At 40.1% G+C, this 14,910-nt stretch carries 16 protein-coding genes; 4 read left to right on the top strand and 12 right to left on the bottom strand.

Features of this window, described 5'->3' with window-relative positions:
- The 5 genes from AC1M9K_RS13895 to AC1M9K_RS13875 form a co-directional block, all read right to left on the bottom strand.
- Positions 1 to 100 (bottom strand): GTP-binding protein (locus tag AC1M9K_RS13895; protein WP_009586195.1); only part of this gene is annotated, 100 nt, incomplete at its 3' end.
- A 92-nt stretch (positions 101 to 192) separates the two neighbouring features.
- Positions 193 to 2,328 carry an elongation factor G gene (gene fusA, locus AC1M9K_RS13890; protein ID WP_035268315.1) on the bottom strand — a complete coding sequence of 712 codons (2,136 nt, stop codon included), beginning with the start codon at positions 2,326 to 2,328 and terminating at the stop codon, positions 193 to 195.
- Positions 2,329 to 2,459: 131 nt separating this feature from the next.
- Positions 2,460 to 2,930, bottom strand: coding sequence for a 30S ribosomal protein S7 (gene rpsG / locus AC1M9K_RS13885; protein WP_004648014.1), 471 nt, complete (start codon positions 2,928 to 2,930; stop codon positions 2,460 to 2,462).
- A gap of 180 nt (positions 2,931 to 3,110) precedes the next feature.
- The gene (gene rpsL / locus AC1M9K_RS13880; protein WP_004648013.1) at positions 3,111 to 3,485 is read right to left on the bottom strand and encodes a 30S ribosomal protein S12; all 375 of its coding nucleotides are present in this window, start codon (positions 3,483 to 3,485) and stop codon (positions 3,111 to 3,113) included.
- Between the two features lie 171 nt (positions 3,486 to 3,656).
- Positions 3,657 to 5,084 carry an EcsC family protein gene (locus AC1M9K_RS13875; RefSeq protein WP_481589578.1) on the bottom strand — a complete coding sequence of 476 codons (1,428 nt, stop codon included), beginning with the start codon at positions 5,082 to 5,084 and terminating at the stop codon, positions 3,657 to 3,659.
- Between the two features lie 272 nt (positions 5,085 to 5,356).
- Between AC1M9K_RS13875 and AC1M9K_RS13870 the strand changes: the two genes are divergently transcribed.
- Positions 5,357 to 6,586 carry a beta-ketoacyl synthase N-terminal-like domain-containing protein gene (locus tag AC1M9K_RS13870; RefSeq protein ID WP_035268310.1) on the top strand — a complete coding sequence of 410 codons (1,230 nt, stop codon included), beginning with the start codon at positions 5,357 to 5,359 and terminating at the stop codon, positions 6,584 to 6,586.
- A 28-nt stretch (positions 6,587 to 6,614) separates the two neighbouring features.
- A complete protein-coding gene (locus AC1M9K_RS13865) occupies positions 6,615 to 7,067 on the top strand; it encodes a CopD family protein (protein ID WP_481589577.1) in 453 nt (150 codons plus the stop codon).
- Positions 7,068 to 7,120: 53 nt separating this feature from the next.
- On the opposite strand, the gene AC1M9K_RS13860 is transcribed toward AC1M9K_RS13865, so the two are convergent.
- From AC1M9K_RS13860 to AC1M9K_RS13845, 4 genes are all read right to left on the bottom strand, one after another.
- Positions 7,121 to 8,542 (bottom strand): amino acid permease, encoded by a 1,422-nt coding sequence (locus AC1M9K_RS13860; protein ID WP_092768649.1) that lies wholly within the window; start codon positions 8,540 to 8,542, stop codon positions 7,121 to 7,123.
- 134 nt (positions 8,543 to 8,676) lie between these two features.
- Entirely contained in the window at positions 8,677 to 9,036 is a 360-nt protein-coding gene (locus AC1M9K_RS13855; RefSeq protein ID WP_035268302.1) for a RidA family protein, read from the bottom strand.
- Between the two features lie 56 nt (positions 9,037 to 9,092).
- Positions 9,093 to 10,196 carry an alanine racemase gene (gene alr / locus AC1M9K_RS13850; protein WP_035268301.1) on the bottom strand — a complete coding sequence of 368 codons (1,104 nt, stop codon included), beginning with the start codon at positions 10,194 to 10,196 and terminating at the stop codon, positions 9,093 to 9,095.
- 46 nt (positions 10,197 to 10,242) lie between these two features.
- On the bottom strand, positions 10,243 to 11,502 hold the full coding sequence (locus tag AC1M9K_RS13845) for a D-amino acid dehydrogenase (RefSeq protein WP_035268298.1): 1,260 nt from the start codon (positions 11,500 to 11,502) through the stop codon (positions 10,243 to 10,245).
- 138 nt (positions 11,503 to 11,640) lie between these two features.
- Between AC1M9K_RS13845 and AC1M9K_RS13840 the strand changes: the two genes are divergently transcribed.
- Entirely contained in the window at positions 11,641 to 12,105 is a 465-nt protein-coding gene (locus AC1M9K_RS13840; RefSeq protein WP_035268295.1) for an Lrp/AsnC ligand binding domain-containing protein, read from the top strand.
- A 54-nt stretch (positions 12,106 to 12,159) separates the two neighbouring features.
- On the opposite strand, the gene AC1M9K_RS13835 is transcribed toward AC1M9K_RS13840, so the two are convergent.
- Positions 12,160 to 12,807 carry an HAD-IA family hydrolase gene (locus tag AC1M9K_RS13835; protein ID WP_481589576.1) on the bottom strand — a complete coding sequence of 216 codons (648 nt, stop codon included), beginning with the start codon at positions 12,805 to 12,807 and terminating at the stop codon, positions 12,160 to 12,162.
- A gap of 83 nt (positions 12,808 to 12,890) precedes the next feature.
- On the opposite strand from AC1M9K_RS13835, the gene AC1M9K_RS13830 reads away from it, so the two are divergent.
- On the top strand, positions 12,891 to 13,658 hold the full coding sequence (locus tag AC1M9K_RS13830) for a hydroxymethylpyrimidine/phosphomethylpyrimidine kinase (RefSeq protein ID WP_035268321.1): 768 nt from the start codon (positions 12,891 to 12,893) through the stop codon (positions 13,656 to 13,658).
- 31 nt (positions 13,659 to 13,689) lie between these two features.
- Here the strand turns inward: AC1M9K_RS13830 and AC1M9K_RS13825 are convergent, their stop codons facing one another.
- Both AC1M9K_RS13825 and AC1M9K_RS13820 read right to left on the bottom strand, forming a co-directional pair.
- Entirely contained in the window at positions 13,690 to 14,358 is a 669-nt protein-coding gene (locus AC1M9K_RS13825; RefSeq protein ID WP_051586594.1) for a nuclease-related domain-containing protein, read from the bottom strand.
- Positions 14,359 to 14,394: 36 nt separating this feature from the next.
- Positions 14,395 to 14,883: a methylated-DNA--[protein]-cysteine S-methyltransferase gene (locus AC1M9K_RS13820; protein ID WP_035268291.1), complete on the bottom strand. Its 489-nt coding sequence runs from the start codon at positions 14,881 to 14,883 to the stop codon at positions 14,395 to 14,397.
- Between the last annotated feature and the right edge of the window lie 27 nt (positions 14,884 to 14,910).

Below are 14,910 nucleotides of genomic sequence, written 5' to 3'. Positions count from 1 at the left end.
TTGCGATAGCAGCAGTTAAAGTTGTTTTACCATGGTCAACGTGACCGATTGTGCCCACGTTAACGTGTGGCTTATTACGTTCAAACTTAGCCTTAGCCATGAGATCTTCCTTTTTAAACTACTCATGGAGGATCACTCCATGAGCACTTGGTTTTAAACTATGAATTAGTTGGGCTTATAGTAATCGAAAGATTACTCGTCGTCACCTTTTTTACCACCAGCTTGGAACTTAGCAATGATGCCTTCAGCCACGTTACGTGGAGTTTCAGCATATTTAGCAAATTCCATAGAGTAAGTCGCACGACCTTGAGACATAGAACGCATGTGTGTTGCGTAACCGAACATCTCAGAAAGTGGAACTTCAGCACGGATTGCTTTAGTACCGCCAGGTAAATCGTCCATACCTTGAACCATACCACGACGACGGTTTAAGTCACCCATGATATCGCCCATGTAGTCTTCTGGAGTTTCTACTTCAACTTTCATGATAGGTTCAAGAAGAACAGGATCTGCTTTCATGAAACCATCACGGAATGCGTAAGAACCCGCCATTTTGAACGATAATTCGTCAGAGTCGACATCATGGTAAGAACCATCGAACAATGTCGCTTTGATGCCAACAACTGGGTAACCAGCTAGGACACCATTCTTCATACGTTCTTGAATACCTTTGTCTACAGCACCAAAGAATTCTTTAGGTACAACACCACCAACAACTTCTTCAGCGAACTCGTAGTCTTTACCAGCTTCAGGATCCATTGGCTCTAAACGTACATATACGTGACCGAATTTACCTTTACCACCAGTTTGACGAACAAACTTACCTTCTTGCTCAACAGATTTTTTAATCGTTTCGCGGTAAGCAACCATTGGTTTACCAATGTTCGCTTCAACACCGAATTCACGCTTCATACGGTCAACGATGATGTCAAGGTGAAGCTCACCCATACCAGCAATAATAGTCTGACCAGATTCTTCATCAGTACGAACGCGGAATGATGGATCTTCTTTCGCCAAGCGGCCCAAAGCAACTGACATTTTTTCTTGGTCAGCTTTAGTTTTAGGTTCAACTGCAAGTGCAATTACTGGCTCTGGGAATTCCATACGCTCCAATGTGATCACGTTGTTTTCATCACAAAGTGTATCACCTGTAGTCGTATCTTTAAGACCTACACATGCCGCGATATCGCCCGCACGAATTTCTTCGATGTCATGACGGTCATTAGCGTGCATCTGTACAATACGACCAACACGTTCACGTTTAGATTTAACAGGGTTATAAACTGCACTACCAGCTTTTAGAACACCTGAGTAAACACGAACGAATGTCAAGTTACCAACGAATTTGTCGTTCATAATTTTGAACGCAAGCGCAGCAAACGGTGCTTCATCAGACGCTTCACGAGAACCTTCTGTCTCATCTTTGTCGTCTAAGATACCTTTAATTGCTTCAACGTCAGTAGGTGCTGGTAAGAATTCAATAACAGCATCCAACATACGTTGAACACCTTTGTTTTTGAACGCTGAACCACAAAGCATTGGTTGAATTTCATTCAACAATGTACGTGCACGAAGACCACCGATGATTTCTTCTTTAGTCAAATCACCTTCTTCTAGGTACTTATCCATGAGTTCTTCTGATGCTTCTGCAGCAGCTTCAACCATGTTCGTACGCCATTCTTGAGCAAGCTCAACAAGGTCAGCAGGAATTTCACCGTATTCAAACTTCATACCTTGAGATGCTTCATCCCAGATAATCGCTTTCATTTCGATAAGGTCTACTACACCTTGGAAGTTTTCTTCTGCGCCAACAGGAATCACGATTGGCACTGGATTACCACCAAGACGTGTTTTTACTTGTTCAACAGCACGGAAGAAGTTTGCACCAGTACGGTCCATTTTGTTAACGAACGCAATACGAGGTACTTTATATTTATTTGCTTGACGCCATACAGTTTCTGACTGAGGTTGTACACCACCTACAGCACAGTAAACCATGCACGCGCCGTCAAGAACACGCATAGAACGCTCAACTTCGATCGTGAAGTCAACGTGTCCCGGTGTGTCAATTACGTTAATACGGTGTTGTTCGAACTGGTTACCCATACCTTTCCAGAAGCAAGTTACTGCTGCTGAAGTAATGGTAATACCACGTTCTTGCTCTTGTTCCATCCAGTCAGTTGTTGCTGAACCTTCGTGAGTTTCACCTAGTTTGTGGCTCTCACCTGTGTAGAACAAAATACGTTCAGAAGTCGTTGTTTTACCAGCATCAATGTGTGCTGAGATACCAATGTTACGGTAACGAGAAATTGGGGTTTGACGAGCCATGATTTCTTGCATTCCTAAATTTTGTTGTTTAAAACAGGACGCTTTAAGCTGCTGAGCAGCTTAAAGCGATTCGATGACAAATCAGTGAAACCCGACTTACCACCCTCCTGAATAGGGGCTGTTTTATCCGCTTAGAAACGGTAGTGAGAGAAAGCTTTGTTGGCTTCAGCCATACGATGCACATCTTCACGTTTCTTGATCGCTGAACCTTTACCTTCAGCTGCGTCAAGCAACTCACCAGCAAGGCGTAACGCCATAGTTTTTTCAGAACGCTTAGCAGCAGCATCTACTAACCAACGCATCGCTAGAGCAGTACGACGGGATGGGCGTACTTCCATAGGAACTTGGTATGTAGCACCACCAACACGGCGTGCTTTTACTTCGACCATAGGACGAACTTTTTCAAGAGTAGTCTCGAAAAATTCAACTGGGTCTACTTTAGATTTTTCTTGAACGCGGTCTAAAGCACCGTAAACGATACTTTCAGCAATAGATTTTTTACCATCTTGCATTACGTGGTTCATGAACTTAGCGATTGTTTGGCTGCCGAACTTAGGATCCGGAAGGATTTCACGAGCAGCGACTACGCGACGTCTTGGCATTTTAATACTACCTATAAATATGACACTTCAGGTTTATCCAGCAGCAGTACAAAGTGTCATGTACTATTCGCTGGCCTTACTACACGTCGCTTGAATTTCACAAAATTAAATGCAGAAATCAGACAAGCGAGACGATAAAGGATTGCAGTTCTATACGTTTAAGAAAATGATCTAGTTAGATTATTTCTTAGGACGCTTAGTACCGTATTTAGAACGAGACTGGTTACGATCTTTAACACCAGCACAGTCTAAAGAACCACGAACGGTATGGTAACGTACACCTGGTAAGTCTTTAACACGACCACCACGGATAAGAACAACACTGTGCTCTTGTAGGTTATGGCCTTCACCACCGATATAGCTAGATACTTCAAAACCTGAAGTTAAGCGAACACGGCAAACTTTACGCATTGCTGAGTTAGGTTTTTTAGGTGTAGTTGTGTAAACACGTGTACAAACACCACGACGTTGTGGACAAGCCTTCAACGCAGGAACTTTTGATTTTTCAATCAAAGTCGTACGACCCTTACGGATCAACTGATTTGTTGTTGCCATGTGGCAATTCTCCCGTTAATAAAAAGCCCCAAAAAATACTACTTTTTGAGGGCATGCAATTGTAAGCCAAGAAGTAAAAATGGTCAACATTCAACATGACATCAAATATTGACCATTGTGTGCTTACAACGAAATTTTCAGAATGATTTGATCAACCATTCATAACTAAATTTATTGTTTTTTCTGTGACGCAGGTAGTGAGTTTGCTGCTTCGTCTTTCTTTTTTGAATTACGACGCTTAGGAGACGCTTTTACCTGCACAATAGGTTCGCCTTGAGGCTGGTCTTTATCAGCGTCTTGAACACTTTCATTAGAAGCCGATTCCACATGTTTTTCAGCTAAGGCCTTAAGACCATCCTCAACACTGACCGCTTCTTCTTTTTCAGACTCGGCAGATTTTGCTTCAATTTTAATTGCTGAAATTGAATCATTATGAACTGCAGACTCATCAACTTGAATAGACTCTTCTCCTTCAAGTTTTTTTGCAAACTCTTCAACCTCAACCACTAACTCATTATTGATTGACACTGCGGAATTCAATGCGAGTGAAGATTGCTTTAATAATTCTGTACCGCGCTCAAAGGCCTCCTGAACAGTTACCTGCTCATCTGGATGTTGGAGAATGTACTGCTGTGCTCCTGAAAAAACAGCTCTAGCTTTAGAATGAGCCTCTTCCACCAAACGCCAGCTATATACTGCACCAATACCAGCACCAGCCACAGGTGCTAATTTAGATAAAATTGAAATTTGAGGAATCTGATTCAACCAATTCCATTTATAACCACCTTCAGGATTACTCAGCCAATTTTTTAAAGCCGTGAAGTCGTTACTAGAGCCCAATAGGGTTTGTAGCTGATGAGTATCTTGTGTTTCCAATAAATTTGCGACTGTTCTTAATGCCACTAAAAGTGTTTGCTTTTCCGCAATAACACCTAAATCGACTTGTTTGAATACATACTCAACGATCTCTTGCTCTTGACGATGATTAAGTTCAAAACCGTGCGCGCGCCCTTCTTGGTAAATACTACGCAACGTAAATGCTAACGAGAAAGGAATATCGATGGCCGTACCAACTACGCCTGTCGCACCAGACACTGCCCCCTGAACCGCTGCAATCAACTTATTTTGATTGGCTAATGCTTCACCGATACGATTCGCACGATCAGGGCTTGATTTAAGTTCATCCAAGCTTTTTGCACCAACTTCCTTTAACACATGCTCAACTGAACTTAACTCAGAAACAAAATCATTCAATTTATCAAAAAAATAATCTGCAACTTTGTTGTTTAAGTCCGGAGAGATAAAAGAAGCAACATTATTTAATTTACTATAATGACGACCAAAAATTTTTTGAGAAACTTGAGGGACATGATCACGAAATAATTGTTGAGGGGTTTCGTACTTTTTTTGTTCAGTCATTTTTCTCTCATCTAAAGTTATGTCAATAATTTTTTGTGGATCAGGTTGTTGCGTCAATTTCGCAATTGATCCTGGTGCAACATGTTGTGCCAGTTCAAATCCAGTAGCACTGAGCTTTTTAGCCACTCCAAATGCTTTTGATACCAGTCCGCTTGATTGCTTATTATTAGAATTTGCCATTTACAACCCTCCTTCGCATTTATCACTTATGTTTAAAATTCTATGTGCAGTCAAGAGTTATCTCAACTTTATCGTGTTTTATTCGGTTGCAATATAGTGAACATATCTGCCAATAAGCGTTTTAACGCTGCGATATTGATTTGCCATAAGAATTTAAAATAGATTCTGATATCATGATACGAATTTTTGACAAGATCTTATGGACTTTTACATCAAATCAAATCGATGTGAATTTTTCCATAAAATGACTTCACCATAATAGGGAATTGTAAATGAAACGTGTTGTAATCACTGGTATGGGCATTAACTCATGCATTGGTAATACATTAGAAGATGTAAATCATGCCTTACAAAATGGTATTTCAGGCACACGTTTTAACCCAACTTATGCTGAACTTAATTTTAAAAGTCATGTTAGTGCTGCAGCAGAACAAAATTTTGACGGTATTGACCGTAAACTGAAACGCTTCATGGGTGTATGTGCGATGTATGCCTATAACGCTGCAGTCGCTGCGGTTGAAAATGCGGGTCTAACCGCTGAAGATCTTGCGGGCAATCCTCGTTATGGTATTGCGGGTGGTTCAGGCGGCAACTCTACAGCTTCTGTCGCTGAAATGATTGAACTTCTTGAAGAGAAAGGCGCACGTAAAATTGGCCCTTTCTTTGTTCCACGCAATATGTCAAATACTATTACAGCTAACGTTGGTGTGGCATTCAAATTACAAGGTATCGCTCACTCTATTACAAGTGCTTGTGCAACCTCAGCTGATGCCATTGGTTACGCATACAACCTGATTCAACTTGGCAAACAGGATCTAATGCTCGCTGGTGGTGGTGAAGAAGACCATTGGTCACAAAGTCTATTATTTGATGCAATGGGTGCTTTATGCTCAAAATATAATGACTCACCAGAAACCGCTTCTCGCCCTTACTCTGCTGATCGTGATGGTTTTGTCATTGCTGGCGGCGGTGGTTTCGTGGTACTTGAATCTCTTGAGCATGCTCAAGCGCGCGGTGCAAATATTCTTGCTGAAGTCGTTGCATATGCAGCCAACTCTGATGGTGCTGATATGGTCGCACCATCAGGTGAAGGTGCAACACGTTGCATCTTGATGGCACTTGATGAAGCAAAACAGCATGGTGTTGAAAAAATTGATTATGTAAATACACACGGCACATCTACACCAGCTGGTGATGTGACTGAATTGAAAGCAATGGAACGTGCATTCGGTGAAGGTCAAGTACCACCTTTAAGTTCAACAAAATCTATGACAGGTCATAGCTTAGGCGCTGCAGGTGTACAAGAAGCGATTTACTCTATTCTCATGATGCAGAATGACTTTATTGCACCAAATATCAACGTTACTGAGCTTGATGAAGGTGCAAAACCATTTGATATCGTACTTGAAAAACGCGATACAAAACTGAATACTGTAATGAGTAACAGTTTTGGTTTCGGCGGCGTAAATGCCTGCCTCATTTTCAAGAAATGGGAAGGCTAATTTAATTCCGCCCATAATGGGTGATTAGATGGATGCTCCTTCAGATGCTTTCCTATGGGTAAAAGCATTACATATTATTGCTGTGGTATGTTGGTTCGCTGCTTTGTTCTATCTACCACGGCTTTATGTTTATCATGCGATGAGTGAAGATGCCATAAGTCATCAACGCTTTGAAGTCATGGAACGTAAGCTTTATCGTGGCATTATGTGGCCTGCGATGATCGCAACATTGATCACTGCACATTTTTTAGTGGACTGGGGTGATGCAACTCGACATTATCATGAAGCTTTATGGTTTTATTTAAAAGTTGGTTTAGTCGGATTACTGGTCATATACCACCTAGTGTGTGGATATTACCGTAAAAAACTCATTGATAATGCACACTATAAAAGTCATAAGTTCTGGCGCTATTTCAACGAAATGCCCACATTGATCTTATTCGCAGTTGTAATTTTAGTTGTGGTCAAACCTACATTCTAACTAAAGAATATAAAAAAACCTCCATTCGTGGAGGTTTTTTCTTTCTCTAAAAATTAATTATGGTTACGCTTACGCATACGTGGTTTATAAAGAACACGGTATGTTACAGCTAACAGAATCAACCAGATTGGGCTAATCATCAAAGCTTTAAGCGTGTCTGGCTCTAAACTTAAAATGATTAATGCAAATAGCAAAAATGCCAATACAACGTATGACATTGCCACTCCACCCGGCATTTTAAAATTCGACTTTTCATGTAGCTCAGGTCGCAATTTACGGTAGCGTATATAGCACACCATGATAATCGCCCAAATACTAATGAAAAGAATCACACACAGCGAACTTGCTAATGTAAAAGCTTCCATCGTATTTGGCACAAAATACTGAAATGCTGCACCGGCCATAATAAATGTACATGAAAAGATTAATCCCTTAGCAGGTACGGCACGACTTGAAAGTTCTGCTAGCTTTTGAGGGGCTTGGCCGTCACGTGCCAATCCAAATAACATTCGACTGGTAGAAAAGACGCCACTGTTCATGGAAGACATCACAGAAGACAAAACCACTAGGTTCATAATCACAGCAGCTGAACCAATACCCGCAAATAAAAATAATGTCACAAATGGACTTTGATCTGCTGGGATATTGATCCAAGGTGTCACAGACATAATCATGATCAACGAAAGCACATAGAAAATGATAATACGTGTCGGAATAGCATTAACCGCTTTTGGTAAATTTTTTTCAGGATCTTTGGTTTCCGCAGCCATCGTCCCGAGTAACTCTACACCAACAAAGGCAAACATTGCGATTTGAAAGCCTGCCAAAAAGCCCATGGTTCCTTTCGGGAACATTCCACCATGAGACCAAATGTTACTGAAGCTTGCAACAGCACCACTTGGTGACTGAAAACTCGTAAACACCATGAAGGCACCCACCAAGATCAATCCAATAATGGCTAAAATTTTGATTAATGCAAACCAAAACTCAATTTCACCAAAAAGTTTTACAGTGACTAAGTTAATTGCGAGTATGAATAAGACACATCCTGCACTAATCGCTGCTTGCCCCATTGGGGTAAACATTTGATCTGGAGGTAACCAAAAACTGAGATAATTGATAATTGCTGCTAAATCAGCAATACCGACCAAAATCCATCCCAGCCAATAGGACCAACCAATATAATACCCTGCACCTGGTCCAATGAGATCATGTGCCATATCAATAAATGATTTGTAGTGCAGATTAGATAAAAGAATTTCACCAAGGGCACGCATCAAGAAAAAAAACATAGCACCAATAATCATATAAATGATGATGATTGAAGGTCCTGCAAGTGAAATCGTTTTTCCTGAGCCCATAAACAACCCTGTACCAATCGCTCCACCGATGGCGATGAGTTGTAAATGTCGATTTGAAAGCTTACGCTGTAATTCATTGGGAGATGATTGTTCATCAATATTTGTGGTTGTCATTATTCAACATCCTTTTACACCATCTAATCTAATCGATCAGCCTAAATTCCGCTTCAAACTGAGATTCGAGAGATTTTGTTATTATGAGAGGAGCCATAAATGACTCTTCCTCGTGAAGTCTTACTTATATTCAGTTATTTCAATGCAGCAATCACTGCGATTTCAATTAACCATTCTGGATTAACGAGGTCAGCCTGAATGGTTGCTCGTGATGGTGGTATTGAATCCTCCATCCATTCAATCCAAATTTGATTGAAGATTTGAAAATCTTCCAAATTCTTCACGAAAACTTGTGCTGACAATAAACGAGATTTATCTGTGCCTACTTGAGCCAAAAGAGCGTCGATCGTATTCAGCACATCTTTCGTTTGTAAGGCGATATCAGGCGTCGTAATCTTAGGTACTTGACCAGAAAGATAAGCCACTTGATTAAAGACTGTAACTGCACTCATCACGCCATTACTATTGAATTTTTGAATATCCTGATTTTGCATATTAATTCCTTGATTACTCAGTATCGATCCTAGTGTTGATCGTTGAATTTTTAACATTAAATTTCTAGAACAAATCGAACCCGCGTCGTTACGCCACACATTAACTCATATCCCACAGTACTCGCTCCTGCAGCGACCTCATCAATCGGTAACAAACTTCCGTACTTTGAGACGCCCCACAGTACGACTTCACTGCCAATTTTTGCATCTTCAATATGCGTGATATCAACAGCTAGCATGTCCATACTTACACGACCAATTAAAGAAGTTTTTTGCCCATTCACAAGCACTGCTGTGCCAGATTGAGTAATCCGTTGATATCCATCTGCATATCCACAAGCGACAATGCCAATTTTCATAGCTTGTTCTGCAAAAAATGTCGATCCATAGCCAATACTTTGCTGAGGATTAATTTCTTGAATTGCAATCAATTCACTTCTTAAAGACATTGTTGGTTTTAAGTCCCAATCTTGAATAGTATGGGTTGGATAATCCGGTGAACTCCCATACAACATAATGCCACTACGTACAATGTTAGAGTGGACATGATTGGCATGTCTAAGAATGGCTGCGCTATTACTTACTGAGCAAGGACCACCTAAAGCACTGACGATTTGATTGAATACTGAAATTTGATAGTCAACGCCAACCTGATTCAAGCGCTCGCCATCAGCATCAGAAAAATGTGTCATGTGAGTGATTGATGACACTTGCGGCAATTCAGTTAACAGACTCCAAATTTCAGAGTAACGTTGAGGTTGGAATCCTAAACGATTCATGCCACTGTTCATTTTCAGAAAAATATTAAAATGAGCATCTAAACCGCACCGCTTAATCCATTCGACTTGAATCTCGTTATGAACGGTAAATTGAAGATCCAAATCGTGACACAACTGTAAGTCCGCTTCTTGAAAGATACCTTCCAAAAGCAAAATTGGGCCTTTCCAACCTAAATCTCGAACTCGTTGTGCTTCACTCAGCTCTAGAAGTGCAATTCCATCTGCATCCACTAAGGCTGAATAAATGCGCTCGATCCCATGACCATAAGCATTAGCTTTAACAACAGCAAAAACTTGGGCATTCGGTACATGTTGCTTAGCAACTTTCAAATTATGCTTGATCGCGTTTAAGTGAATAACAGCCTGTATTGGGCGAGACATATTCCTTGTCCTATTATTTATTTTTTAATAGCAAACCACGCAGCCTTTAAGCTGCGTGGTTATAACGTTGAATTGAAAGTCCATCGGTACTAATCTCTGGAGTCCGATTCAGCACTAAATCACTAATCAGCTTTCCAGAACCACATGCCATGGTCCAGCCGAGCGTGCCATGTCCAGTATTTAAAAATAGATTCTTATATTTCGTCGCACCGATAATAGGCGTACTGTCTGGTGTCATCGGTCGTAGTCCCGTCCAGAAACTGGCTTGTGCCATATCTCCACCTGGGAACAAATCACGTGTTACCATCTCTAAGGTGCCACGGCGATCCTCATTTAACTCTTTATTAAAACCACTTAACTCAGCCATCCCACCAACACGAATTCGTTGATCAAAACGAGTTATTGCAATCTTGTAAGTTTCATCTAAGACAGTTGATTGAGGAGCATATTGCGCATCCACGATAGGTATAGTTAATGAATATCCCTTTACAGGATAAATGGGCAAATCTAGACCTAATGGTTTAATAAAATCTCGTGAATAGCTACCGAAGGCAAGTACATAACGATCTGCCGTGAGTACCTGACCGTCTACAATAACGCCTTTAATTTCGTCGCCCTCAACTACGAGTTTTTCAACATTTTGATTAAATTTAAACTCAACACCAATACCTTTTGCATATTCAGCAAGCGCGTTGGTAAAGATATAGCAATCACCAGTCTCATCATTTGGAAGATGTAAGCCACCGACTAATTTGTCTTTAACTTCCGCTAATGCAGGTTCAACTCGACCTAGACCTTCACGATCTAATAACTCAAATTCGACACCTGTTTCTTTTAAAACTTCAATGTCTCGTTGAACTGCGTCTAATTGCGCATCCTTACGAAAAATTTGTAATGTTCCTTTTGAACGATTCTCATAAGATATGCCAATATTTTCGCGTAATTCTCTTAAACAATCTCGACTGTATTCAGCAACACGTACCATACGCTCTTTATTGATGGCGTAATGTGCCGCATTGCAGTTCTTCAACATTTGAGCCATCCATTTCAGCTGCCACAAGCTTCCATCTACATTAATTGCTAATGGTGCATGATGTTGAAACATCCATTTAACCGCTTTAAATGGAATTCCTGGTGCGGCCCATGGTGTAGAATACCCAGGAGAAATCTGTCCTGCATTGCCAAAACTCGTTTCTTCGGCAGGACCTGATTGACGATCTAATACAGTGACGCTTGCTCCTTGTTGCGCTAGGTAATACGCACTTGCAACACCAATGACACCACTACCTAATACAATAACGCGCATGAACTATCCCTCAGCACTGTGTAGTTTATTTCACTAGTATATTTTTGCTTTAATAGTTTTTTTCACTCTTTTAATCGTTATAATTTAGGTAATTTAAGGGTTTTATCCTGAAAAAATTAAAAAATAAGGAAATTATTCATGCGGAAATTAGATCGCACTGATCGTATGATTTTAGATATTCTGCAAAAGGACGGTCGTATTGCCATTAGTGAACTGGCTGCAAAAGTAAATCTTTCTACAACCCCATGCTCGGAAAGAGTGAAAAGACTAGAACGAGATAGCATTATTATGGGCTATTACGCCCGATTAAATCCGGAGTTATTGGAGCGTAATTTACTCGTCTTTCTAGAAATTAAGTTATCGGCGAAATCTGGAGATGTTTTTGATCAAGTCGCCAAGAATTTAGTTGAGATACCTGAGGTATTAGAGTGTCATTTAATTTCAGGTGAATTCGATTACTTGGTGAAAGCGAGACTAAAAGAAATGAGTGCTTATCGCCAACTACTGGGTGACCTGCTTAAAATGCTTCCCTCCTCTGCATCCTCCCATAGTTACATCGTGATGGAAGAGGTCAAAGAGTCCTTGTACTTGGATCTAAGCTAAGCTACGAAGAGCAATCTCTTGAGAGTTGCTCTTGAGCCCAAATTTCGGCTTAGATTAATCAACGTAATTTAAAATTTGATGGAAAGCTTGAATTCTGGCTTTGGGTGCAGCAGCGGCTAACTCTGCATCACTGCCATAACCGTATTCCACCGCAATCGTTTCAATCCCATTTTTTCGAGCACCGATAATGTCATGCTCTCGGTCCCCTACCATTAAACAGGTTTCTGGCTTAATTTTTTCTCGCTCTAAAATATATGCAATCAGTTCAGCTTTATTGGTGCGGTCACCATTTAACTCACTGCCATAGGCATAATCAAAATACGGTGTGAGATTGAAATGTTCAAGAATTTTCTGGGCATACACCTCAGGCTTTGCAGTAGCTAAAAACAATCTGTAACCTTTGTTCTTAAGTGTTGCCAATGTCTCTGCTACATCTTCAAATAATAAATTTTCAAATAAACCTTTTACAGCAAAGCGTTCACGATAACCAAGTAAAGCCTGTTCCGCCAAATCATCATTCACATCAACCTTCAAAATTTTGGCCAACGAGGCTTTTAAAGGTGGTCCAATAATCCAATCAATATTCTCATCCTCCGCGATAAGATGACCTACTTTTTCTAAACCATAACGTGCAGAAGTCGTAATACCCACTTTAGGATCAGTTAGCGTTCCATCTAAATCAATGAGAATATTTTTAATCATGCTGTACCTTTTTTAGAAATGCTATCGAGACTTCTCAGAAACTTGCCTATACTACTCCAAATTGATCGATGAAGGACATTGTTGTGCGCCCTACTGTATTGTGCTTTTCTGGTTTAGATCCATCTGGTGGTGCTGGCTTACAAGCAGATATTGAAGCGATCGGCCAAAGTGGTGCTCATGCAGCAATCGCATGTACAGCGTTAACCATTCAAAACTCTCAACAAGTTTTTGGATTTGAAGCAACCTCAAAAGATTTACTGCTGGCTCAAGCGAATGCTGTAGTGAATGATCTTCCTATCAAAGTAGTGAAATCTGGCATGCTCGGCACTACCGACAATATCGCCGCTTTGGCAGAATTCCTAAGAGCACATCCTGATTTCCAATACGTACTCGATCCAGTTTTGGTTGCCAATAGTGGTGGCTCATTAGGAAATCAAGCAACATTGGTCAAGGCTTTTGTTGAATTGATTCCTCTTGCTACGATTCTTACACCCAATACCGTTGAACTTCGCGCATTAACAGGCTGTGAAGATTTAGATCAAGCCACACAGAAGTTATTTGAAATGGGTGCTAAAGCTGTATTAGTCAAAGGTGGTCACGAAGACACACCGACTTATATTAGAAATGCACTCTACATTAACGGTGATATGGTCTCTGAAACAAAATGCCCTCGTCTTGAAGGTGAGTATCATGGTTCAGGCTGTTCTCTTGCTAGTTTTATTGCAGGGAGGTTGGCACAAGGTGATCAAATTAAAAATGCAGTTCACCATGCGGAAACATGGCTATTTGGTGTATTAAAACGTGCTGAAATCCCAGTTGAAGGTGGCCAAAGAATTCCAAAACGCTTCTAAATAAAAAGCCCACTGACTGTGGGCTTTTTTATTAATCTTTTAGTCTTTCTTTGACTGATCGGATATGTTCTCTATTGGTTTTCCACGATTTTTGAAGCGCTGCTTTTTCAATACGATATTTAATTCTCTGTAGTCTACGATCATCAATCACTTTCATTTGGTAGCTTTTAACTTCTTCAATCCAACTTTTACCCCAATGAACATGTACAGGAATTGGTGTTTTAAACTCACAATTAGGCACGAAAACTATTAACCCATGTATCGACAGATTTGAATCGATTAAATCTTTTAACAATCCCTCTAAAACCTTTATATGCTTGTAGTTTTGGTGCAATGGATTTTGAAATTTATGGCTAGATTTATAAATTTTTTGAGTCCACATTTTTTGATGTGATGAGCCAAAAATCCAACCTTTATAGTTTTTGGTCTCAATCACAAATATTCCATAAGGACTCAATAAAATATGGTCAATCTGTGTGGTCTGATTGTCCTGATCCAAAAATGTTAGATCATTCAGTAAAATATAGTCCTCATTCAAAAATTTTTTTGCATGATATTGGACAATGTATTCACCCAATTTTCCTTTGATATAAGGTACAAACATTTTGAATACAGGGATGATTGCTAGAATTAAGATCAACCACCATAACTGCGATATGAGATTAACAACAATTGTAATTATAGGATTTTCATTAGACATAATTTTTATATTTCATATGTTTATGCTGTTATAACATCACCACTTATCATCTTCAAGCTGCAGCAGCTTAAGCTTATTTTCCACACCTCCTGAAAATCCGACCAGCTTGCCATTGACACCTATTACACGATGACAAGGTACAATGATCGCGATAGGATTTTTCCCATTGGCCAACCCGACCGCTCGAACCGCTTTTACATTCCCAACATCCTCAGCAATTTGCTTATACGTTCTAGACTCTCCAAAAGGAATTTTTAACAGCGCATTCCATACCGAGCGTTGGAATTCTGTCCCATAAAGTTCTATGGGCAAATCAAATACCTGACGTTGTTTTAAAAAATATTCGCGAAGCTGTGTTTCGGCAATGCATAAAATCTCGTGATCATCCCGCTGAATGATTATTTGATTTTGAATAAACTGAGGAAGTGCATTTTCCCAAGCGACAACAATCAATGCTTGATCATGAGCAACCAATTGAAGTTCACCGACAGGTGTCATTATTTTTTTTAAATAAAGCTGAGTCATTTTTTTAATCGCTTGTAAATTAAATCA

The sequence above is a fragment of the Acinetobacter sp. 24-47-67 genome, from assembly GCF_056779735.1.
The sequence above is the reverse complement of the archived record's forward strand: the minus strand, read 5'-3'. Positions and strand labels throughout refer to the sequence as shown.